Origin of the sequence: Enterococcus sp. 1001283B150225_161107_E12 (assembly GCF_015556925.1) — a bacterium.
Taxonomy (GTDB): domain Bacteria; phylum Bacillota; class Bacilli; order Lactobacillales; family Enterococcaceae; genus Enterococcus_B; species Enterococcus_B mundtii.
Genome location: NZ_JADNNI010000004.1, coordinates 118,434 through 141,104, shown reverse-complemented (window position 1 = coordinate 141,104; position 22,671 = coordinate 118,434). Strand labels below are relative to the sequence as shown.

Annotated in this window: 20 protein-coding genes; 3 read left to right on the top strand and 17 right to left on the bottom strand. The window is 38.9% G+C overall.

The window, feature by feature from the left end:
* Window positions 1–101: 101 nt before the first annotated feature.
* From I2F89_RS05020 to sfsA, 7 genes are all read right to left on the bottom strand, one after another.
* Window positions 102–1,562 carry a PTS sugar transporter subunit IIC gene (locus I2F89_RS05020; protein ID WP_071865944.1) on the bottom strand — a complete coding sequence of 487 codons (1,461 nt, stop codon included), beginning with the start codon at window positions 1,560–1,562 and terminating at the stop codon, window positions 102–104.
* A 109-nt stretch (window positions 1,563–1,671) separates the two neighbouring features.
* The gene (locus I2F89_RS05015; RefSeq protein WP_010735962.1) at window positions 1,672–1,992 is read right to left on the bottom strand and encodes a PTS lactose/cellobiose transporter subunit IIA; all 321 of its coding nucleotides are present in this window, start codon (window positions 1,990–1,992) and stop codon (window positions 1,672–1,674) included.
* A 26-nt stretch (window positions 1,993–2,018) separates the two neighbouring features.
* Window positions 2,019–2,336, bottom strand: coding sequence for a PTS sugar transporter subunit IIB (locus tag I2F89_RS05010; RefSeq protein WP_010735963.1), 318 nt, complete (start codon window positions 2,334–2,336; stop codon window positions 2,019–2,021).
* Window positions 2,337–2,487: 151 nt separating this feature from the next.
* Window positions 2,488–5,190 (bottom strand): sigma 54-interacting transcriptional regulator, encoded by a 2,703-nt coding sequence (locus I2F89_RS05005; protein WP_071865943.1) that lies wholly within the window; start codon window positions 5,188–5,190, stop codon window positions 2,488–2,490.
* 62 nt (window positions 5,191–5,252) lie between these two features.
* Window positions 5,253–6,530, bottom strand: a complete 1,278-nt coding sequence (locus I2F89_RS05000; RefSeq protein ID WP_195513662.1) for a DEAD/DEAH box helicase — start codon at window positions 6,528–6,530, stop codon at window positions 5,253–5,255.
* Window positions 6,530–7,543 carry a Gfo/Idh/MocA family protein gene (locus I2F89_RS04995; protein ID WP_195513660.1) on the bottom strand — a complete coding sequence of 338 codons (1,014 nt, stop codon included), beginning with the start codon at window positions 7,541–7,543 and terminating at the stop codon, window positions 6,530–6,532. Before I2F89_RS04995 ends, I2F89_RS05000 begins: the two co-directional genes overlap by 1 nt.
* Window positions 7,544–7,558: 15 nt before the next feature.
* Window positions 7,559–8,287 carry a DNA/RNA nuclease SfsA gene (gene sfsA / locus I2F89_RS04990; protein WP_071865940.1) on the bottom strand — a complete coding sequence of 243 codons (729 nt, stop codon included), beginning with the start codon at window positions 8,285–8,287 and terminating at the stop codon, window positions 7,559–7,561.
* A 172-nt stretch (window positions 8,288–8,459) separates the two neighbouring features.
* Between sfsA and I2F89_RS04985 the strand changes: the two genes are divergently transcribed.
* The 3 genes from I2F89_RS04985 (at window position 8,460) to zwf (ending at window position 11,366) form a co-directional block, all read left to right on the top strand.
* Window positions 8,460–8,804: a DUF4828 domain-containing protein gene (locus I2F89_RS04985; RefSeq protein WP_071865939.1), complete on the top strand. Its 345-nt coding sequence runs from the start codon at window positions 8,460–8,462 to the stop codon at window positions 8,802–8,804.
* 376 nt (window positions 8,805–9,180) lie between these two features.
* Window positions 9,181–9,828: a metal-dependent transcriptional regulator gene (locus I2F89_RS04980; protein WP_071865938.1), complete on the top strand. Its 648-nt coding sequence runs from the start codon at window positions 9,181–9,183 to the stop codon at window positions 9,826–9,828.
* A 14-nt stretch (window positions 9,829–9,842) separates the two neighbouring features.
* Window positions 9,843–11,366 (top strand): glucose-6-phosphate dehydrogenase, encoded by a 1,524-nt coding sequence (gene zwf, locus I2F89_RS04975; protein WP_176285305.1) that lies wholly within the window; start codon window positions 9,843–9,845, stop codon window positions 11,364–11,366.
* Between the two features lie 91 nt (window positions 11,367–11,457).
* On the opposite strand, the gene ileS is transcribed toward zwf, so the two are convergent.
* The 10 genes from ileS to murG all read right to left on the bottom strand — a co-directional run bounded on the left by ileS (window position 11,458) and on the right by murG (window position 22,669).
* Complete coding sequence (ileS, locus tag I2F89_RS04970; RefSeq protein ID WP_074800193.1) at window positions 11,458–14,250, bottom strand: isoleucine--tRNA ligase; 2,793 nt, start codon at window positions 14,248–14,250, stop codon at window positions 11,458–11,460.
* A gap of 244 nt (window positions 14,251–14,494) precedes the next feature.
* Entirely contained in the window at window positions 14,495–15,202 is a 708-nt protein-coding gene (locus I2F89_RS04965; protein WP_019722916.1) for a DivIVA domain-containing protein, read from the bottom strand.
* A gap of 20 nt (window positions 15,203–15,222) precedes the next feature.
* Window positions 15,223–16,005, bottom strand: coding sequence for an RNA-binding protein (locus tag I2F89_RS04960; protein WP_065095675.1), 783 nt, complete (start codon window positions 16,003–16,005; stop codon window positions 15,223–15,225).
* Between the two features lie 35 nt (window positions 16,006–16,040).
* A complete protein-coding gene (locus tag I2F89_RS04955) occupies window positions 16,041–16,310 on the bottom strand; it encodes a YggT family protein (protein ID WP_071865935.1) in 270 nt (89 codons plus the stop codon).
* A gap of 30 nt (window positions 16,311–16,340) precedes the next feature.
* The gene (locus I2F89_RS04950; protein ID WP_065095674.1) at window positions 16,341–16,940 is read right to left on the bottom strand and encodes a cell division protein SepF; all 600 of its coding nucleotides are present in this window, start codon (window positions 16,938–16,940) and stop codon (window positions 16,341–16,343) included.
* Entirely contained in the window at window positions 16,940–17,626 is a 687-nt protein-coding gene (locus tag I2F89_RS04945) for a YggS family pyridoxal phosphate-dependent enzyme (protein ID WP_195513658.1), read from the bottom strand. The genes I2F89_RS04950 and I2F89_RS04945 overlap by 1 nt, the downstream gene beginning before the upstream one ends.
* 15 nt (window positions 17,627–17,641) lie before the next feature.
* Window positions 17,642–18,889: a cell division protein FtsZ gene (ftsZ, locus tag I2F89_RS04940; RefSeq protein WP_010735977.1), complete on the bottom strand. Its 1,248-nt coding sequence runs from the start codon at window positions 18,887–18,889 to the stop codon at window positions 17,642–17,644.
* Window positions 18,890–18,910: 21 nt separating this feature from the next.
* Window positions 18,911–20,239, bottom strand: coding sequence for a cell division protein FtsA (gene ftsA / locus I2F89_RS04935; RefSeq protein ID WP_019723318.1), 1,329 nt, complete (start codon window positions 20,237–20,239; stop codon window positions 18,911–18,913).
* Between the two features lie 154 nt (window positions 20,240–20,393).
* Window positions 20,394–21,566 (bottom strand): cell division protein FtsQ/DivIB, encoded by a 1,173-nt coding sequence (locus I2F89_RS04930; protein WP_086334422.1) that lies wholly within the window; start codon window positions 21,564–21,566, stop codon window positions 20,394–20,396.
* A gap of 14 nt (window positions 21,567–21,580) precedes the next feature.
* A complete protein-coding gene (gene murG / locus I2F89_RS04925) occupies window positions 21,581–22,669 on the bottom strand; it encodes an undecaprenyldiphospho-muramoylpentapeptide beta-N-acetylglucosaminyltransferase (RefSeq protein WP_195513656.1) in 1,089 nt (362 codons plus the stop codon).
* Between the last annotated feature and the right edge of the window lie 2 nt (window positions 22,670–22,671).

Here is a 22,671-nt window from a genome sequence, read left to right as displayed (position 1 = left end):
CCTCTTTTCTTTTTTTATTGATTACTTTTAGTTTTACTCGAATGAAGCGAGGGCTAGGGATTTGACGGATCGTCATCGCCCATAGCCCCTACTTCGACTGTTTATTTCGGTTCGCCTGCTGCTGGGTCCATTTTATTTGCTGACATCACAAATGGTGCCCAAATCAGGAAGGTCACGACCATACATACTAATGTAACGATCGGTGCCCGCCAGTCTGCTCCTGTTGCAAGGAACGATAGCAAGAACGGTGGAACGACCCACGTCACTTGTTGAGATACCGGTGCGACTAATCCTAGATAAGTTGCCACCCAACCAATCGTTGTCGCAACAACTGGTGCGACTAAGAATGGAATAAACATGATTGCATTCAAGACGATTGGTAAACCAAACATGACTGGTTCATTGATATTGAAGATACCAGGTCCAATCGATAGTTTTGCTACAGTCAAGTAGTCAGCACGTTTTGATAATAGTAAGATAGCAATCAATAGAACGATTGTTCCACCTGACCCACCAAACCATGCAAAAGCATCAAATGAGCCACGTACCCACATGTACGCTTTACCATCTTCAATCGCATCTAATACTGCAGGTGTTCCTGTTTTACCATTGTAACCCTTTTGGAAGATATCGATGTTGATCAATTGTGCTTGACCCCAAATACCTTCTAATACTGGTGCTAATACGTTCGGACCATGGATACCAAAGAACCAGAAAATCTGAACGAAGATCGTAACGATCAATACAGCACCAAGACCTTGTGATAAGCCCAAGAAAGGTTCTGCAATATATTTTTGTACTAAATCAATGATCAGTTGACCATCTGCCACACGTCCAACAACATAATTAATGATAGCGATGACATATAATGAAATCGTTGCTGGTAGGATTGCTGCAAATGCTTTAGAAACTGCCGGTGGTACTGAGTCAGGCATTTTGATCGTGATATTAGCAAGCATCAACTTACAGAAAATGATAACAGAGATCGCGCCCATGATCATTACTGTAAAGTAGGCGTTACCGTTTAAATGATCTAATTTCAACCATCCCCACAAACCAACTGATAGAGTGCCATCAGCAATCGTTGCCCCGATTTCCGAGCCATTGATCGCATCTGCCACATTTTGTGGAACATTGACATTCAATGCAGCTGATAATGACGGGCCAAAAGCGATTCCTTGGATCAGTGTTGCTAAACCAACGATCCCTCCTGCTAAATCATTCACGCCATATGCACGGGCTAAATTATATCCCCATGAAAAGGCAAAGATCAGTCCGGCGATTGCTAAGGTACCATTCCAAACGAACCCATTGATGCCGATGATCACATTCAATACAGCAAAAAAACCTTTGTCTGCTGCTAAGCTGTCAGCATACGTACTAATAAATTGCTGTGGTAAATCACGAATAATTGCGTTGATCATTACAGCTACTGATCCAGCCATTGTTGCAGGCATCGTACCGATAAAAGCGTCACGCAATGCCACTAAGTGCTTTTGCGCGCCGATTCTTCCGGCAACTGGAAGGATGTATTTTTCCATCCAACTTGTTAATCCATTCATTATTACTTCCTCCTATAAGTTTTTATATAAAGAAAAACTCCTTATACCAAATTAAAAAAATCCGTTCAAAAATTTTTTTCTTCTTCCGTTCAAAAAAGAAGTGTTTTGGTTATTCAACGTAAGTTCTACGATATAAATCAATGATTTCTTTTGCAAGGTCTGTAAATGCGATCGATGTCATCAAGTGATCTTGACTATGCACAGTCAACAGCGTTACTTGCATATGATTTCCTTGTGCTTCTTGCGTGAGCATTTGAGTTTGTGAATGATGCGCTTCTACCAGAGAGGCTTCAGCATCGCGGATTTTTTGCTCCGCTAAATCAAAATCTCCTTTTTTCGCCGCAGAAATCGCTTCCATTGCATCGCTTTTTGCATTTCCACCATACATGATCAATCCCATGATGGCTTCTAGATTTTGTTGATCTTCCACTATTCTACCTCCAGCTTCACGATTGATTATTTCATTAATTTTTCAGCTTGTTCAAGTACTTTTGCACCGTTCATCATGCCATAATCTTGCATATTGATAACATCCAATGGAATTCCTTTTGGCGCTAATTTTTGTTCAAATTGTGCTTTCATAAAGCGAACTTGTGGACCTAATAATAGAACATCTACATTTTTTGATTCAAGGTTATTGTCAGCATCTGAAGCTGAAACCGCAAAGATATCTGCTTCCATTCCTTTTTCTTCTGCTGCTTTTTGCATTTTTGTTACTAATAAACTTGTACTCATTCCTGCAGAACATACTAACATGATTGTTTTTTTCTCCATTTTTTCCACTCCTTTAAATTTGGTTTTACACTATAACTATAATGCAAGAAGCATGCCAAACACTAAACAATTAAAATAGCGTTTTCATAACACTAATCAAGCAAACACAGTGTACACACTAATCGTTAGTGTGTACACTGTGTAATTTCAATCATTTTTTTATTTTATTTTCTATAAACATTTGTGTGATAAAAGCAATCTCATGTTCCGGGATTTTCACACCATATTTACGTTCGATCCCGATCAAATTCGTTCGAACAATATCCATTTCTAAGCGATACATTTTTGCAAAAATCGGGAAATCATCAAATGTACGTAATTTTTCATGTTTGATCAGACCATCAATCAAAAAAGCAACATGGATCACGATACCCGTATCCACACCTGGTTCAACAATGATCGATAAGTCTGTTTGGATTTGTTGGATCGCTTTTTGCAAAGCTTGGATCAAACGCTCAACAGATGATATCGCATTCAATGAGTCTTTTAATGAATCAACAATTTTTGCTGTCGGAACTTCGTCATCTGCGATGCGTTTCAATGTATTGAGTTTTTCATCATCGAATACGTCATAGGCAGAAAAGAATGGGATATTTTGATAATCTACCTCAACAGTTCCGGCAATCGCCTTGATCTCATATTCTTCCAATAACGCATCAATGTGGCGTTTAAATGATTCACGTTCCAAAAACTGCATTTGGATCACTTCAACTTTATCCTGATTGATAACGGGTACGATTCGTTGATACAGTTTTGCGGCCACTCCTTCTCCAGTAAAACAAGTTACGATCACTGCTTTTTTCCGTTCGTTCAATTCCTGCTTTTCGATTTTAAATTGATCTTTGACAATCGATTCAAAAGACATTTGGATACTTTGGTAGATATCTTCTAAGCTTCTACCAACATTTGCCATCCGGATTGCTTCGATGACGATCATGGTACTGGTCATCGTGATTGCTTTTGTACGTATCCCCGTCTCTTCATAGATCAAATCGCTGAATGTATTCAGTGAACCCATATCAGTTAGTAGAATCAAGCCATTTGTTAAATTGCTTTGACGATTTTTTACATATTTCAATACTTCTTCATACATGGATTGAACTTCCATCTCTAATGGCATATTGAACGCTTGACCGATCGTTGTTCCGAGTAAAGCTTGTGCCATCTCCAACATACTTGAAGCAGTTTGTCGCCCGTGCATCAAGACTAACACGTCGACTTTATTTTCTTTGACTGGCTCACTTTCTCCGAGATTGATCGATAAAAACATACTGATAAAACCAATTTCATCAAATGGGATCTCTACTTGTTGATCTTCTTCAATGATCGTAGATAAATCGATCGCAACTTGAAATTCTTTTTTGAACTTCTTTCGTATATTATTCAAGTCAGGATGAACGATCATGTGACCATCTTTGACACGATCTAATGTACTTTGCAAATGTAAGGCAAACGCAAAGCGTGCTTTTTGGTTATAGATTCGATCTAATCGTTTCTCAGCGACATCATATAGCTCATTTGTCAAACGCCAGATGTCTTCTGGAAGTAAATCTTTAGGAATCGTACTTTTCGTCAATTCTTTGACGTACGTTTGAAAATAGGCATCGACATCTTTCGAGATCAACGCTTCAAGATCAATATTTTCGCCACCCGATTCAGAAAGCGACATCACCTTTTCTTCAATGTCATTGTACACTTGCATGTTTCTTTCTGGGTCCCTAGACCAAACCACATCAGCGAATCCTGGCTCAAACGTCAAATATTGACTCTTACTATCCATGAAGCGATCTAATCGTTCAGGGACTTCTTTGATTCGTAATAATCCTTTTTGGACTTGCAGGGATAACTCTTCTTTTCGAATGACTAATTTTTCTTCTTGGTGCATACGATAATGAAGGAATGACTTCGCACAGACTAATTTCAGGTCACGTTTTACTTGCCCGATATTTCCCTCTGCGTCGTATAGCATAAAAGCTAAAATCGCTTCTTTTTCAATATCGATCCGTTGATTCAAGCGATTGGCTTCTTGCTTGATAAACAAGGAAATGATTTCATACCGCTCATCTAATGAACGAGAGGCCAGATTCGGCAAAGTGATTGCCATCGGTATCCTGCGGTTAAATGTCGTCAAAAAACTTTCAGATGATTCTGTCGTTGCTCCGATGATCTGAACAGACGCCTCATGGACTTGTGCGCTCTCCCCTAATGGGCGATAAACCCCTTTGTCGATAAACGTGAAGAGCATCTCTTGCCCTTCTGGAGGTAAGCGATGGATCTCATCTAAAAATAAGATCCCCCCATCTGCTTTAGCCATCAAACCTTGGCTATCTTGTGTTGCACCTGTATAGGCACCTTTTTTTATTCCAAAGATATGCCCAAACAACAACTGTGGGTTTTGCGCATAATCCGCACAATTAAATGAAATAAAGGGGGCATCTGGAGAAAGCATTTCCGAATCGATTGCAAAATGGTACATACATTCAGCAAACATCGATTTTCCAGTTCCTGTCTCCCCAAAAATAATCGTATGCAATCCTCTTGGCGGATATAAAATCGCTGCTTTTGCCTGTTGGATACTTACTTTTAATGATTCATTCTCCCCTACTAAGGTTTCAAAAGTGACTTGTGTAGAAGCGTCCACATGAACTTTATCTGAAGCTGTTTTTTTGGGAGGCATAGAATAAACTACAGGTCTGCCAGTGCTTTTCACGATGTAATGCGCTTTATATAAATCACTTAGATAACGGCTTGCATTACTACGATCAATCTCTAATTGCTTCGCAACATCTGTTGCTGTCAATCCTTTATGATTTTCCGTAAGTAAATCCAAGATTTCTTCCTGTCTTTCGTTCATGCTAACTCTCCTTTAACCAAACGACCTGTTTCCATTTTCAATATAATAACACAAAAAGGCGCTTATTTGCGCCTTGCTCCTTTATTTTTATCTTTTTTATGCTTGTTTTTGTGTTTTGTTTTCGGAGAAGAAGCAACTTTTTTTGTTACTGTTTCACTTGCTTCTTTTTTTCCTAATTCTTTCTTTTTTTGGAGCATTTTTATTGGGGCTTTTTCAGGGGCTTCTGTCTGTAAGCCTCCCCCATAAATAAATAATTCAGTGAGTTCTGTTTCTGTTTGTCGAGCAATTTTTTTTAAGTCTCTTAGTGTATGTTCATTCACAAAGGTGATGACTTGTCCTTGTTGCCCCATTCGACCAGTTCTACCTGCACGATGCAAATATGTTTCTTCTGTCATTGGCACGTCGACATTGACAACATAAGGAAGTTCAGCGATATCTAGCCCACGAGCAGCTACATCCGTTGATAACAACATGCTGATTTTGCCTTCTTTGAATTGAGTCAATGCCGCTTTGCGTAATAGCTTGTTTTGGTCAGATGCTAAACTCGCCACGCGGATTCCTCGATAACTCATTTTTTCTTCCATCATGCCTAACTCACTCAACTGGTTGAAAAAAACAAGACCTTGGAAACCTTCCACATGCGCTAATCGTCTTAGATAGTCCTCTGTTTTTCGAGCAGGGACACGTATAAAATAGTGACTAAGTCCTTTCCTTGAATCATCCATTTTTGTAACGTCGACCACTTTCAGCGATTGTTTTGTCAATGATTCGATTTGCTGGATGGAACGATCGGCTGTTGCTGAAAAGAAAGCTAACTGGTAGTCCGTTGGCGCTTGATGAACGATTTGATCAATAAATGGTCGATTTCCTTCATCAAAAAGTTGATCTGCCTCGTCAAATACGATTGTTTTGATTTGATGAGCCTTTATTTTTTTTTGTTTCATCAACTCTAATACACGACCTGGTGTGCCTACCAATACTTCCGGTTTCTTTTTTAGTCCTTCAATTTGGCGTTTGACATTTGCGCCGCCCACAACAGATTGGACAGAGATTGCTAAATCTTTTGCCCATTCTCTAGTGACCTCTGCAACTTGGATCGCCAATTCTTGAGAAGAAGCAAGGATCAACAAAGTACTTGCCTCACCTTTTTTCACATTCAATAGCAAGGGCCATAGATAAGCTAAGGTCTTACCAGAACCGGTTGGAGAAACAGCAATCAAGCTTTTACCTTCTTTTAAGTCAGTGAATACTTCTTGTTGGATAAACGATGGGACAGTGAACCCTTTTTCTTCCCATTTGTTTTGCCAATTAGTTGGAAAATGTTTTACAAAATCAGTCATTACTCAGTTCCCTCTTTATCTGCATCGAATTCGATCCCTCCACTGATTCGCAAATCATAAACGACTTGATTCACGTTTCGTGCAAGTTCGACCCATTCTTCATACTGTAATCCCCATTGTGGATCTTTAGGGTTCATGATCACATTCGCAAAATCTTCTGCCTCTTCACTCATTGGATTTTCAGAAGCAACGATCTCTAATTTTTCAATTTGTTCGTGGTTACGATCATGGTATTCTGCTTGCTCAATTGCATTGACGCCATTCATGATCACCGTTCCACTATCAAAATAAATCTCGGAAGGTAGATATGAATCACCGATCTTGCCCGGTTGGATCGCCACATCAAAAGTAGCATATCTTAAAATTCCCCAACCTAATCCATCAACGCCTGTGGCTATTTTTCTAGGGAAATAATGAACTTCTTGCGGCTTGCCAAACCAACCTACAGCTGCATAAACGAGGTAAACGCCGAGATCCATCATTGCGCCACCTGAAAAACGCGGAGAGAAAATATTCGGTTCTTCCCCATCTAACACTTGATCATAACGAGAAGAATATTTCATATAGCTGAAATTCGCGCCAATGATCTCATCTTTCAAAGGTAAAAATTCAGCAATTTTTTTAAACCCAGCTTCATGGATATTTCGCGCGGCTTCAAAGAAAAAGACTTTCTCTTGATTGGCTAAATGAATGATCTCTTCCATTTCTTTTGGCGTACTAAATGCCGGTTTTTCTACAATTACATTTTTTCTAGCCAAAATTGCTTGCTTCGCATGTTGAAAATGCAAACTGTTTGGCGAAGCAATATAGACGGTATCCATATGTTCTAACTCAAAAAAAACAGTTAAATCTGTTGCGAATGCGATATCGCCTTCATATTCTGCGCCAAATTGTTGCGCCTTTTCTAAATGTCTTGAATAAACAGCTGTTAATTCATACTTACGTGTCGCTAATGCTGCTTGAACAAATTGATGGGTAATCCAATTTGTGCCGATTATACCTAAATGGATCATCTTTACGCCTTCTTTCTATAAATTAGGATCTTCAAAAACTGTATTTAGGTCAAATGGGATTGCTTGTTTCAATACCACTTGTTTTTCTGTTACTTGACAATTATATACGATTACTTGAACACCTGCTTGCTGAGCCAAACGAAAAGCAGTGGCTAATTCTGGTTGCATCTGCTCATGGATCGTTGCTTGATGCAAGTGTTCAAATTGTGCAATAAAAAGAATATAGGCCTCATAGCCTTCTTGATGCGCGCGGATCAATTCATTGACGTGTTTAAGTCCACGAATGGTCGGTGCATCGGGAAAAGCACCTATTGCTTTGTTTTCCAGAGTCATCCCTTTGACTTCTACAAATGCTTTTTGTCCGCAACTTGTTTCTAAATAAATATCGAATTTAGACTTGCCAAAGGTCACTTCACGTTTGTAGAACACAATATCACCATTTAAATTTGGTAAGTGGATCGTCCCATCTAAAATCCCATCAACCGCTAATCGGTTTGGTAACTGACTATCGATATTGAACCACTGCTGCTCTTTTTTAACAGCAATCAGATCATACGCAGTTTTACGCTTTGTTCCAGGAATGTGTACTAACGCCACCTCTGCACCAGGAAGCAATAACTCTTTGCCTCTACCTGTATTCTTAACATGGGTTTTGACTACTTCTCCTTTTTTGTTCAAACAAAAAGAAATAAAGCGATTTGGTCTTTCAATGAAGTAAGCAATTTCAACATCTTGGTACTCCAATAGTGATCACCTGTCTCCCTACTACTGTATCCTACCATATTTTTACTAAAAACACTTGAAAAACCAGTCGAAAGTCTTAGAGAAATCATGCACGTTCTTTAGTAAACTATAAGAAAAGGGACAATAAGCAAAATATGCTTTTATCATAAATGAAGACAAAGGAGTGGAAAAAATGAAAAAAAGAATCCTCTATATCCTACTTGCCGGTATCGCAACACTTGCTGGAAAAAAAGTACTCGATCATAAAAAGAAAGAAGCACAGGTCGATCATCTGGATAAATACTGTGGAACTTGGTCATTTACAGATACCAGCCAAACACACCATGAACTGACCATTCATTCTGATTATTCTTTTTGGCTTGATGACCGTTCTTTAGGAACACTATTAGTCGAAGTTACTTCCGAAAAATTGATAGTTAGAGATCAGTACGGCTTTTACCTAACGTTTTCTTACAACGACATGTTACTGTACGATGAAGCAAACGATTCCGCTTATTTGTTATCAAAAAAATCATGATTATCCTAGCTTAGTAGATGATACACTGCCAATTACTTCATTAACGTACTTCTTTTTTATAAAAATAAAACGAAGGGTTTAGAAAATTGCTGTTTTCTAAACCCTTTGTCTCGTTTTACAAGTTTCATCCATGCAACTTCCTCTAGGTCACAACGATCGAACAAATTATGCTATGATAAGATCAAAGTACTTTTCAACTAGTGGCTATTTGATCACTGCACATCTCAAACAACTACTTGGAAAGATGGACGAACGATTGAATACGAAAAAAAAAACCGACATTTCCGTCCTATTTTTTTCTCATAAAATAGTCAATTTGTGTTTTTTTTGTTACACTTACAAGTGATGGTTTCTTACCATGAAAGGATGATCGCATATGACACCAAACCGAGAAGATTATTTAAAAATCATTCTGGAATTAGGCGGTGACACAACTAAAGTCAACAATAAACAAATCGTTTCTAGCCTAGCAGTGTCACCTGCTTCAGTAAGCGAAATGATTTCTAAACTCGTCAAAGAAAAACTAGTCGAACACTCTCCTTACCAAGGTGTACAATTGACTGATAGTGGACTGATAAAAGCAAGTAGCCTGATACGTAAACATCGATTATGGGAAGTTTTTTTAGTCGAACATTTAGATTACAACTGGAATGAAGTCCATGACGATGCAGAAGTACTTGAGCATGTGACTTCTGAACAGCTTGCGGATCATTTAGAAAGTTATTTAAATCATCCTAAACATTGTCCTCACGGAGGCATTATTCCTGAAAAAGAACAGGTTGTCCATGAAGAGCGTCGTCAAACACTTGAATCCTATCCAGTCGGTACAAAAATTCGGATCGCTCGTGTCCTTGATGAAAAGGAATTATTAGACTATTTAGTCACAATCGATGTCAATATTGATGAAACTTATGAAATCACTGATGTAGCGGCCTATGAAGGACCAATCACCATCCAAAATAAAACCAAAAAAATTCCTGTCAGCTTTAAAGCCGCCAGCACAATTTTTGTCGATAAACTGTAAAGGAGATTACCCAAATAATGAATGAAAAAAACGTATTATTTACTATATTTGGCGGTACAGGAGATTTAGCACAACGTAAATTGTATCCTTCACTTTTTCGTTTATACAAAAAAGGTAACTTGAGTGAACATTTTGCTGTGATCGGTACAGCACGTCGTCCTTGGAGTGATGAACACTATCGTGAAGTGGTTAAAGGAACAATCGAAACATTAAATCCTTCTGCCGAAGAAGCCGAACGATTTGCTAGCCATTTTTATTATCAATCTCATGATGTCAATGATTCTTCTCATTACCAAACATTAAAAGAATTATCTGATCGTTTAGATGAAAAATACCACTTGAATGGTAATCGAATGTACTATTTAGCTATGGCTCCTCAATTTTTCGGCACGATCGTTTCACATTTGAAATCTCAGAAAATCATCACTGAAACTGGCTTCAACCGATTGATTATCGAAAAACCTTTTGGTTCTGATTTCCATTCTGCATTTGAATTGAATGAAAAAATTCGACAAGCCTTTCCAGAAGACGATATTTTCCGTATCGACCATTACTTAGGTAAAGAAATGATTCAAAATATCTCTGCGATTCGCTTTGCCAATAATATTTTTGAGTCTCAATGGAACAATCGTTACATCGACAACATCCAGATCACTTTTGGTGAAAGTTTAGGTGTCGAAGATCGTGGCGGCTACTATGACCACAGCGGTGCGTTAAAAGACATGGTCCAAAATCATATCCTTCAAGTGTTAGCATTACTCGCGATGGAACCGCCTGTTGCCTTTTCCGAAAAAGAAATCAGATCAGAAAAAATCAAAGCGTTAAAAGCTATTCGTATTTATGAAAAAAAAGAAGTCTTAGAAAATTTTGTACGTGGGCAATATGCTGCAGGTCAATTAGATGATCAGACATTCAAAGGCTACCGTGAAGAAGACAACGTTGATCCACAATCGACAACTGAAACATTTGTTGCTGGAAAATTTACGATCGATAATTTCCGTTGGTCTGGCGTACCGTTTTATGTACGTACTGGGAAACGTCTTACTGAAAAAGGTACACGAATCAATATTGTCTTTAAACAAGTACCTGTCAATGTATTTAAAACATCGATCGACGAACCTTGTAATGATCCAACGTTACCACCAAATGTTTTGACTATCTATATTCAACCAACAGAAGGTTTTTCATTTACATTAAATGGAAAAAAAGTTGGTCAAGGCTTCGCCACCGATCCAATCAAACTGGAATATCGCAATAGTGCTGAAATGGTCGAAAATAGTCCTGAAGCGTATGAAAAGCTTATGTTAGATGCATTGAACGGTGATAGCACCAACTTCTCTCATTGGGAAGAAGTCGCACAATCTTGGCATATCGTTGACGTGATCCGCCAAGTTTGGGATCAAGTACAACCAGATTTCCCAAATTATAAAGCTGGTTCTATGGGTCCTGAAGCAGCATTCGAGCTTTTAGAAAAAGACGGTTTCGAATGGATCTGGCAACCAGATCATTGGTACCGTGAACGCGGTAAATTGGATTAGTGACCAATTACTTGCTATTCGCTTAAAAATACTCTTTGATGTAATAAAAACAACCAAACACAAAATGTGTTTGGTTGTTTTTTACTAACTTTTATTCAAAACCTTCTGCGACTGCTTCTGGATAAAATTCTTCAACAAGTTGTGCGCAACGTCCGCATAAGTGTGGTAATTTTTCATCAGTTCCAACATCTTTACGGATTTGACGGCAACGATCACACGTTTCACCTTCTGCTTTTTCGACTAAAATCGCTACATCATCAAAGACTAAAGCATTTTCAGGCGCTTCAGTGTTTTCTGGCATAATCGTAAAGTAGTCTGGTGAGACGATCAATAACTGAGGAATGTCCGCAGCAACTGCTGTCAATAATTGATTCACTTGTTGATTCGGATAGATCGTTAATTTTGCTTCTAATGATTTTCCGATCAATTTACTATTTCTTGCTTCTTCTAGTGCTTTTAAGACTTTATCACGAAAATCCATGAAGGCCGCCCATGTATCTAACAACTCATCTTGGTTCGCATATTCAACATATCCTGGTAGCTCACTTAATTGAACATAAGCTTCTTCTTCTTTTAAGAATGACCAGATTTCCTCTGTTGTATGAGGAATGATTGGTGTCAATAATTTTGTTAATGAAACAGCTGTTTCGTAAAAAACAGTTTGCATACAACGACGTTGATGATCATTTTCTGCTTCAATATAAACAACATCTTTTGCAAAATCAAGATAGAAAGAAGAAAGATCAACTGTTAAGAAATTCATCACTGTGCGATAGATTTGCATAAAGTTATACTTATCATATCCTTCTTCACGAATTTCTTTGATGACTTGATTTAAACGAACTGTCATATATTTATCAACTGAACGACGATCTTCATACGCTACTGCATCTTTCTTAGGGTCAAAATCATCCGTATTTGCTAATAGGAAACGCATCGTATTTCGGATTTTCCGATAAACTTCAGCAACTTGTCCTAAAATATCCATAGACACACGAACATCTGCTTCGTAGTCCACACTAGATACCCATAGACGTAGAATATCCGCACCAAATTGTTTGATCACTTTATCTGGAACGATCGTATTGCCTAATGATTTACTCATTTTTCGACCTTCGCCATCTAACGTGAAGCCTTGTGATAAAACTGATTTGTATGGCGCAACACCATTGATCGCTACACTTGTAGTGATACTTGAATTGAACCAACCACGGTATTGATCTGAACCTTCAAGATACATATCTGCTGGGAAAGATAACTCAGGGCGTTGACGTAAAACAGCTTCATGAGAAGAACCTGAATCAAACCAGACGTCCATGATATCTGTTTCTTTCGTAAATTCGCCATTTGGTGATCCTGGATGCGTAAAGCCTTCAGGTAGTAAGTCCTTCGCTTCTTTTTCAAACCAAATGATTGAGCCATGGGCCGCAAATAATTCAGCGACATGTTCAATAGTCTCAGGTGTAATGATCGCTTCGCCATTTTCAGCATAAAAAATTGGTAGTGGGACGCCCCAAGCACGTTGGCGTGAGATGACCCAATCGCCGCGATCACGTACCATATTGTAAAGACGTGTTTTTCCCCATGGAATGATCCAATCCACTTTTTCCACTTCATCAAGAATGTTTTGGCGGAAATCATTGATTGAAGCAAACCATTGTGGTGTTGCACGATAAATGACAGGTTTTTTAGTACGCCAGTCATGTGGGTAACTATGGGTGAAGAAATCCAATTTCAACAAGGCACCTTTTTCTTGTAATAGATCCGTGATCATTGGATTTGCTTTGTCATAAAAGATCCCTTCAAATCCAGGTGCTTCATCCGTAAATACACCTTTAGAATCAACGGGAGAAACAACAGGTAATTTGTAACGATTTCCTGCAATATAGTCATCTTCCCCATGTCCAGGTGCGGTGTGGACTAATCCAGTACCTGCATCCAAGGTCACGTGATCTCCTAAGATCACTAAAGATTCACGATCATAGAATGGATGTGACGCTGTCATGTATTCCATCTCTTGTCCTGCAAATTCTTTTAAGACTACGACTGTTTCCCAGCCAATTGCCTGTTGCACCGTCTCCATCAAATCTTTGGCAACAACAAATTTGCGACCATCAGCTTCTACTAAGACATACGTAAATGTTGGGTTTACAGCAATCCCTTGGTTAGCTGGCAATGTCCATGGTGTCGTTGTCCAAATAACGAAAGCAGTATCTTCTTCTAAAAGACCTTTGCCATCCTTCACAGTGAAAGCGACATAGATAGAAGGAGATTTGACATCTTTATATTCAATTTCAGCTTCAGCTAATGAGGATTCACTAGATGGTGACCAGTAAATTGGTTTTAATCCTTTGTAGATATACCCTTTTTCAGCCATTTTACCAAACACACGGATCTGTGCAGCTTCATAGGAAGGATCTAAAGTGACATAAGGATTTTCCCAATCACCAGCAACACCTAAACGTTTAAAGTCTTCCCGTTGTTTGTCTACTTGTGAAAGGGCGTATTCACGACATTTTTCCAAGTATTCAGCCATCGTCATTTCTTTTCTTTTGATTCCTTTGTTCGTCAATACTTGCTCGATTGGTAAACCATGCGTATCCCAGCCAGGAACGTACGGCGCACGAAAACCAGACATTGATTTTGAACGGATGATGATATCTTTACTGATTTTGTTTAAAGAATGCCCTAAATGGATATTTCCGTTTGCATACGGAGGGCCATCATGAAGAATAAAGCTTGGTTTGCCTTCATTCAACGCTTGTCTTTGTTGATAGATTTGATTTTCTTCCCATTCTTTTTGCCACTCACCTTCACGGTTCGGCAAATTCCCACGCATAGGAAAACTTGTTTTTCCTAGTTGCAAGGTTTCTTTCATTTTCATACAAACACTCCTTAACTATAGTTTACAGAACGCAAAAAAGCATGTTCATCCTAGGGACGAACATGCCGTGGTACCACCCAAATTTAGTTACAATCGTAACTCTCGAAGACCGATAACGAGGTCAGCCGCTATTTCTTACTGTCGTTCAGAAATAAAGCAAGTAGAGGATCTTTCACTTTGCAGGGTCTTACCAATCTTACACTGTCATTGGCTCGCTTTAAGAATGTCAAAATGCTTTTCTGTTCTACTCTTCTTCGTATTCTCCAGGAATGATCGAAAGATCGATTGCTTGCGTATCAAAAGCAGTCACTGGAGACTCGTATACTCCTGTTTCAGAGTGTACATCACTTTCAATTTCATTGTCAAGCTGTTTTGCCAAAACTTCTTTGATTACTTCATGGCTGTCTGTTACGTAACTCGAGAATGGTTGTAAGATTTCATCCCATTCTGGACTTTTCACTTGTTCAAGTTGTGATTCCAACATCAAGCTGATTCGTTGATGGAATACACGTGTTTTCTTTTTCAAATCTTCTGTTTCTGTAGCCAATTGTCTTGCTTTTTCAGTCGCATCTGTCAAGATACGGCGGGCTTTTTCTTCTGCATCCGTTGTTAATTGGTGTGCGCGTTTTTCAGCGTTTGCTACCATTTCGTCTGCTTTATTTTGTGCAGAAGTCACGATCACTTCTGATTCTTTACTTGCGCTTGTTTTTACTTTGTCGGCTGTATCTTGTGCCACAATGATCGATTGATTCAACGCATCTTTCAGTTCATTGAAGTATTCAAGTTTTTCTTCTGAATGCTTCACTGCTTTTTCTAACTCACGATTTCTTTGTGTTACTTCTTCGTAATCACGAACAACTAAATCTAAGAAATCATCTACTTCGTCTTGATTATATCCCCGCATTTTTGTTGGGAATGTTTTATTTTGAATATCTAATGGAGTTAAAGCCATGAGTAAACCACCTTCTTGTTTTATTTACGTAATACACCAAACAACACCCTGCACTTGTCTTTCTTTGTTTTCCCCTCAAGGTCTTGGATTTGTATTCTACCATATCCTCTGATCGAAACAATATCTAATAACTCAAGCAAAAAATCCGGTTTTGTATTTTCTGTCCAATTCACTTTTACTTTCCCCGATTCGATCAGCTGCTTTGAACGCTGTCTTGAAATATTATAAATTTCCGAAATCACACTATCCAGTCTAAGTGAACTGACCGTACCTCTTTCTTGAGTCCAGCTGTCTTTTGGCAAGATCATATCTGTGTAATTGATCTCCTCTAAGCGAACAGCCACTTTCCCGATTTTAGTCACTTGATTAACGACAAAATGATCGATTTCGTCTGCAATGAAAACTTGCCATCGGTCATCATCTGAAATAATATCACCGAAGTAAGAACGTTTAATCCCTGTGCCAACTAGTGTACCTAAAATCTTTCCATGACTCAAACTGGCAAATTTACTTGGGTAATGGATTTCATATAACGACATTTCAAAATCATCGTCAACTGGTTCATAGTAGTCTGGGAAAATCAAGCATCTTTTTCGTTCTGCTTGCTCATAGCCACCGTATAATTGAAAACGCAAGTCACTATTTTGGCGAATCAAGGTCTCTAAGATGTAACATTGTCTTGGATCAAGAAATTCTGTCAGATAAGGTGCATACTGACTTTGGACCTGTTCGATCCAATCTCCGACAGAGTCAATAAACGGACGTTCATCTACTCGGAAATGCTGATACACATTCGTATCCACTTGATTCCCTCCTATATATCCCTGGTTGTTCTACACTAAATAGCGAACGTAATCATCCATAAAACGATATGCTGCAATCCTTGGACAGCAAGATTTAAAATGACAATTGATGCTAAGACAGTAAAATCCATTGGTCCAAATCTTAAAGGCAAACGATCGAATAGGCTGATATATGGTTCACAAATCTTTGCTAATATACGTCCAAGGCTAGATTGATACCCTCCTGGAAACCAAGATAGTAACGCATAGACTACTAGGATCATGCTATAAAAATATGCAGCACGTGAAATTAAATTAAGTAACATAAAAAGAATATAAATGTTTGCTCCTCCTCTTTACAGATCAAACATACTTCCATCTGCGAAAGATTGAGCCGTTGAACTATCGATTTCCAGACCAGCTGGTGTGCAAAGGAAAATCTCATCACCTACTCGTTTGATATCGCCGTCTAACGCATAGACTGTCCCTGTTAGGAAATCCACGATACGTCGAGCCTGCTTTTCTTCTACTAACCGAAAGTTGACTAATGTTGCTTCTCCCGCAATGATCCTTTTAGCAATCGTCATTGCTTCAGAGTAGGCACGAGGTTCCATCACTGTGATTTTTCCTGCTAACTGTGTGTTAGGTTGAACAGATGGTCTCGTTTGTCGTTGGTCTTTTTGCGTATTTTTTGTAGAAGTTTGATGTAATTCGATGACTTTTTTTGTTTCGTTCGTCGGCGCATTCTCACGACCAACCGGACGAGATGTCGTCGTTGGGCGTTGTTTTTTTTCAATCGGCTGTGAAACAGCTGGAGAATGTTGTTGATACTGTGTGTTTGATTTAGTTGGTTGCTTAGCAACCTGTTGTTGTTCAGGATAATCTTCGTATTCGTACTCTTCTTCATCAGCTAATCCGAAAAAATTAGCAATTGCTCCCCTGTTTAAAAGTGGCATTATTCTTCCTCCTCGTCTTTGAATAGCGCTGTTCCTACACGGATAAATGTAGCTCCTTCTTCAATTGCAAGTTGAAAATCTTGGCTCATCCCCATGCTCAGTTCGGTACATGGTGCATGTGTGTATTGTTTTGATTGGGCAAGATCACGCAATTCTCTCAGCGTTTCAAACACTTTACGAATTTGTTCAACAGAAGCGTCCTTCGGTGCCATAGTCATAAGTCCCACTACCTGTATATTTGGATAGGCTGCTAAAGATTCTAAGAAAGGCAGAAGCTCTGCTGGTGAGATACCGTGTTTCGATACTTCACCAGACACATTGACTTCCACAAAACAAGCTAATTGTTTTTCTAATCTTTTTTGGATTTCTTCTGCTAATTTCAAACTGTCTAACGCATGAAAGTAATCAATTTCATTTACAATCAATTTTACCTTTCTGCGTTGTAAATTACCAATTAAATGCCACTTCACTTCAGAATATTTAAGCAAATCTTGTTTTTTTTGCAACAATTTATCGACACGATTTTCTGCACAATGTGTGACTCCAGCATTGATTAATTCTTCAGTTTGGAGTGATTCTACAGATTTTGTAACAGCTACTAATGTCACTTCTTTCGGGTCACGATGAACAAGAGCACACGAATCCTGAATGTCTTGCTTGATATTCTGCAAGTTGTCAGCAATCATGTGCTCTTCCTCCTTTTATTTTTTACGACGGAAAAACGGCGGTGTATTCAATTCGTCGTCACCTTTTGTTTTTGTTTCTTCACGATTGAATGTATCAAATTCTTTTTTCTCAATAGTTTCGTAATTAGACTCATCCACTTTTGGACGAACATTTTGTTCGCGACGGATGTCCCAATCACCAAAACTGCTTTCATCTTCAGCAGTAATTGGTTTTGCTTGGTCCATGTCTAATCGATTGCTTTGAGCAGAAGATTGCGTTTGAGTTGACGTTTGTCTAGCTGGACGACTAGACTTTCGTTCCTTTTTTGTTTCATCAATACCTGTAGCAATGACCGTTACACGGATTTCATCGCCCATTTCTTCATTGATCGATGTACCTAAGATGATATTTACATCGCCAGTTGCTGCATTTGCTACGATATCTGAAGCATCTTGTGCTTCGAATAACGTCATATCCAAGCCACCAGTGATGTTCAATAGGACTTGTTCTGCCCCATCGATCGATGTTTCTAATAATGGAGAAGAGATTGCTTTCTTCGTTGCTTCGATCACGCGTTCTTCACCGCTTGCTACTCCGATACCCATCAAAGCAGTACCTTGGTTTGCCATGACTGTTTTTACATCAGCAAAATCCAAGTTTACGTAACCTGGTGCAGTGATTAGATCAGAGATACCTTGCACACCTTGGCGTAAGACATTATCTGCCTCACGGAATGCTTCAAGCATTGGTGTCTTTTTGTCAACGACTTCAAGAAGACGGTTGTTTGAGATAATCAATAATGTATCCACATTTTCTTTCAAACGTGCGATACCTTCCGCAGCGAAACGGCCACGTTTTGGTCCTTCAAATGTAAATGGACGAGTGACAACACCTACTGTCAATGCGCCTAATTCTCTAGCAATTCCAGCAACGATCGGTGCAGCACCAGTACCAGTTCCACCACCCATACCAGCAGTGATGAAGATCATGTCTGCGCCTTCTAATGCTTCACGTAAAGATTGTTCACTCTCTTCAGCTGCTTTTTGGCCAACTTCTGGTTGTGAACCTGCTCCTAAACCACGTGTGTATTTAGGGCCTAATTGGATCACTGTTTCAGCTTTTGAATTTTTTAATGCTTGAACGTCTGTGTTGGCAGTGATAAACTCAACACCTTTAACGTTTTCTTCAATCATACGGTTTACAGCGTTTCCGCCTCCACCACCGACGCCGATTACTTTGATGACTGCGCCGTCATTGATGTTATTATCAATTGAGAATTCCATGTTTTTTTCCTCCCACGATGATTAATCAAATATATTGGTAAAAAATCCTTTGATTTTACTTGTTACGTTTTCGCCAGAATTTTTTTCTTCTGGTTCTTCGTTATACGTTGTTTCTTCTGCCACATCGTATTGTTCATAAGATGTGTGAGCTTCCGGCTCATTGGTTGTATAATGAACAGGTGCTGATTCCCCCATAACAGCGATTTTAGCTAATTGGTATACTTCACTTAAATTCGCAGAGTAATCAACGATACTGATCACGTTTGTAAATACCGGATTTCTTAGACCCATTTGATTTGGTACATAAAGTTTCACGTTTACGCCAAATATTTCCTGTGCCAAATCAACGACACCTGGAAGGCTTGCTGCCCCACCAGTTAACACGATACCACCAGGCAGCTCTAATGCTTCGATTTGATCTAATGCTTCTTTTGCTTTATTGAAGATTTGTTCCATTCGAGCAGAGATCACTTCTGATAGGTAATGTTCATCGACTCGAACAGGTTCTGTTTGGCCAATCACATCTACCGGAAATTCTTCTTGCTCTGAGGTACGTTCTGGATAAGCATCCCCGTAATTTATTTTTAATGCTTCTGCATTGTTGAAGGAAGTATTTAAAACAATGGAGATATCTTTTGTGACAAATTCGCCACCTTCTTGATCTAGGCTCGTGAATTTCAACTGTTTGTCATGCATGACAGCTGTTGTTGTTTGTCCACCACCCATATCGATAACGATTGTACCAAAATCTTTTTCTCCATCTGAAAGAATTGATTCAGTCAACGCTAAAGGTGTGATCACTAATTCATTGACGATCAATCCCGCATTCTCAACACACTTACGAATGTTATGAATGATTGTTTTTGGTCCTGTAAATAATAGACCATACATTTCTAATCTGACACCGATCATCCCACGAGGATCTTTGATGCCTTCGAATCCATCTACCGTAAAGTCCTGTGGTAAAATTGACACGATTTGACGTTCAGGAGGTATTGAACGAACCAGTGCAGCTGAAGCCACATTGCGGACATCTTCATCGGTGATTTCTTTTGAATCTCCGTTTACTGCAATCATCCCTTGGCAGTTTTCTACTTCAAGCATGTTTGCTGGTAGACCCACGCTTACACTTTTGATTTGAATGCCGGCTTTTTCTTCTGCCTGACGCACTGCTCGCTGTATCGCTTGTACTGTTTTATCGATATCAACGATGATGCCTCGGTTAATCCCTTCTGATTTTGCGTTCCCTACTCCAATAATATTCATTTGGCTGTCGATATATTCAGCCACGACAACTTTGACAGATGTCGTTCCAATATCAAGGCCTACGTACATTCCTGTTTTTGCCATGAATGGGATTCCCTCCTACTTAACTATTCCATATACATGCGAACCAATAACGTCCGTTTTAAAAATATACTTTATAGATATATTCACTGTTTCCAATTTTACCATAAATTACCAGTTTTTAGAAAGTAGATTATCACATTTTACAGTGGTTTTCTTAATTTTCATCTAAACTTGACGAAGATGGGGTCGTATTTTCATTCGTTGGATTCATTTCGTCTTGATTCTCACTTATTTGAGGCTCATCAACGCCTGTTTCTGGAGTAGAAGTTTGATCCGCACTTTGCGCACTTTCATCTGTACTTTCTTCTGATCCTTCTTCTGCTTCTTCGCTATTATTTGAGTAAGGGTAAGAAAAAATCCCTACTTCCATATCGATCACACCATTTTCTTCCATTTCACTAGCTACTTGCGCATAAAAATTCATTTGCGTTGCTAAGTTAGTAATATTGACGATCACTTGATTGCCATCGTTCATATTCAGCTGGATCAAATTTTGATTCGTATTACGTGGCGTATATTTGATTTCCGAAATGGCTTTTTGTAACTCTGGAGATAGTTTATTATATTCTATTGCTAAATCTTTGATTTTTGTTGGGTCAGTAAATCCTTCTAGGATCGGAAGATTTTTTGTTGGACTTTCAACGGTCTCATCCAACACTGTTCCATCTTCGATCACAGGGCTATATTTTCCGTCCGTTAAAATCAAAGCAATCTCTTTATATTCAGTGACAGACAGATCAAATGTATTGACACTACTAAAACCGATCGTAGCAGATTTTATTCGAGGTTGCTCTTTTTTCAAATGATCGATGTAACTTTGGCGTTGCCAATACTGTCCCCAAATATGTTGATTCAATGCTAATTGCGTATCCTTCAATATTTCTTCTTTCGAAACAACTTCATTTCCGGAAATAGAAACACCCTCTAATTTGCTCAACGGGGAAACGTAATAAATCAAAAATAACAAAGGAATCAAAAGAATGGAAATGATTAAACTCAGCCTTTTGTATAAAACTTTGTTTCGATAATTTTTTAAATTAGGCAAGCGATCGATAAACGAACCATTATACGGTCCCCCGTCTTTCTTATGTTCGATTTCTTCATAGTCTAATAAATCATCTTCTTCAACAAGCAATTCTTCTTTTTCAGAAGAAATAGGATCTTTTTGTTCTTCTTTATGCTCGCTTTTTTCACTTGTTCCTGTCTGATGATCTGTTTTTTCTTTATGTTCTTCTAAGTATTTTCGGTTGGCCATTTGCCAAGGTGTCAGCGAGTTTTCATCGTTTGACTTCTCAGGCATTTTTTTTGTTTCTTTTTTCTTACTCATCTATGACCACCACCTTATTCTATGATTAACGATTTTGCTAGTTGGTACAAGCGCTCAGACGCATCCGGGATACCTAATGTTTTAGAGGCAGTTGACATGCTTTTTTGCAGTGTTTCATCTGTCATGATCTCATTTATCGCGGCACCCAACAAATCACCATCCAACTCTCCATCCGCAATCATCTTAGCCGCCCCAACTCGAACGAGACTCATCGCGTTTTTTGTCTGATGATCGTTTGTCACATAAGGACTTGGGATAAGGATCGCAGGTAACCCAAGTGCGGTCAGCTCAGCAATGGAGGTTGCCCCTGCTCGTCCGACCAATAGATCACTTGCCGCCATCACCGCTGCCATTTCATTGATGTAAGGTTGAATACTGATATTTGCTTTTGTTTCTCCTAACTTTTCCTTAATGCTTTGATAATAACGTTCTCCTGATGCATAAAGGATCTGATAATCCGTCGCTTCAAATGTATCCAAATAAGAAGTAACAGCTTGATTGATTTTTAATGCCCCTTGGCTTCCTCCAAAAATCAAGACTGTTTTCTTCTTAGGATCAAGATCAAATTTTTTTAGAATATCCGTTTTCATCGTATCTGCAACTTCTTGTGCTCGCGGGTTACCAATCAAAACTGATTTGTCCTCCGGAAAAAAGGTCGCTGCATCTTTAAAAGAAAGCGCGATTCGATCCACATAACGACTCAAAAATTTATTTGTCATCCCCGGCACACTATTTTGTTCATGGATGATTGTCGGAATCCCTAACTTAGCTGAGGCATACACAACTGCTCCAGAAACATAACCACCGGTTCCAATCACGATGTCTGGCTGAAATTCTTTTAGTATTTTTTTCGCTTGATGGATACTTTTTAAGAATAATTGGATCGTTTTGACATTAGCTAGTGAAAACTTTCGCTGAAATCCTTGGATCTCTAAGGTATGAAAAGGAATCCCAGTGGTTGGAACAATTTTGTTTTCCAAACCACGTTTTGCACCTACATACATAAACTCGGCGTTCGGCTCTTGTGTTTTCACATAATTGACGAAGGCTAGCGCGGGATAGATATGTCCACCGGTTCCTCCACCTGTTACCAAAATTTTCATAG

Excerpts from the sequence above, each read along its gene's own strand:
- I2F89_RS04980 (WP_071865938.1), top strand. The coding sequence starts at position 9,181 with ATGACACCAAACCGAGAAGATTATTTAAAAATCATTCTGGAATTAGGC.
- ftsA (WP_019723318.1), bottom strand. The coding sequence starts at position 20,239 with ATGGCAAAAACAGGAATGTACGTAGGCCTTGATATTGGAACGACATCT.
- I2F89_RS05000 (WP_195513662.1), bottom strand. The coding sequence starts at position 6,530 with ATGACTGATTTTGTAAAACATTTTCCAACTAATTGGCAAAACAAATGG.
- I2F89_RS04955 (WP_071865935.1), bottom strand. The coding sequence starts at position 16,310 with ATGTTACTTAATTTAATTTCACGTGCTGCATATTTTTATAGCATGATC.
- I2F89_RS05010 (WP_010735963.1), bottom strand. The coding sequence starts at position 2,336 with ATGGAGAAAAAAACAATCATGTTAGTATGTTCTGCAGGAATGAGTACA.
- I2F89_RS04995 (WP_195513660.1), bottom strand. The coding sequence starts at position 7,543 with ATGATCCATTTAGGTATAATCGGCACAAATTGGATTACCCATCAATTT.
- I2F89_RS04965 (WP_019722916.1), bottom strand. The coding sequence starts at position 15,202 with ATGGCTTTAACTCCATTAGATATTCAAAATAAAACATTCCCAACAAAA.
- I2F89_RS04985 (WP_071865939.1), top strand. The coding sequence starts at position 8,460 with ATGAAAAAAAGAATCCTCTATATCCTACTTGCCGGTATCGCAACACTT.
- ftsZ (WP_010735977.1), bottom strand. The coding sequence starts at position 18,889 with ATGGAATTCTCAATTGATAATAACATCAATGACGGCGCAGTCATCAAA.
- I2F89_RS04950 (WP_065095674.1), bottom strand. The coding sequence starts at position 16,940 with ATGCCACTTTTAAACAGGGGAGCAATTGCTAATTTTTTCGGATTAGCT.
- I2F89_RS05005 (WP_071865943.1), bottom strand. The coding sequence starts at position 5,190 with ATGAACGAAAGACAGGAAGAAATCTTGGATTTACTTACGGAAAATCAT.
- I2F89_RS04945 (WP_195513658.1), bottom strand. The coding sequence starts at position 17,626 with ATGATTGCTGACAACTTGCAGAATATCAAGCAAGACATTCAGGATTCG.
- ileS (WP_074800193.1), bottom strand. The coding sequence starts at position 14,250 with ATGAAAATGAAAGAAACCTTGCAACTAGGAAAAACAAGTTTTCCTATG.
- I2F89_RS05020 (WP_071865944.1), bottom strand. The coding sequence starts at position 1,562 with ATGAATGGATTAACAAGTTGGATGGAAAAATACATCCTTCCAGTTGCC.
- I2F89_RS04930 (WP_086334422.1), bottom strand. The coding sequence starts at position 21,566 with ATGAGTAAGAAAAAAGAAACAAAAAAAATGCCTGAGAAGTCAAACGAT.
- murG (WP_195513656.1), bottom strand. The coding sequence starts at position 22,669 with ATGAAAATTTTGGTAACAGGTGGAGGAACCGGTGGACATATCTATCCC.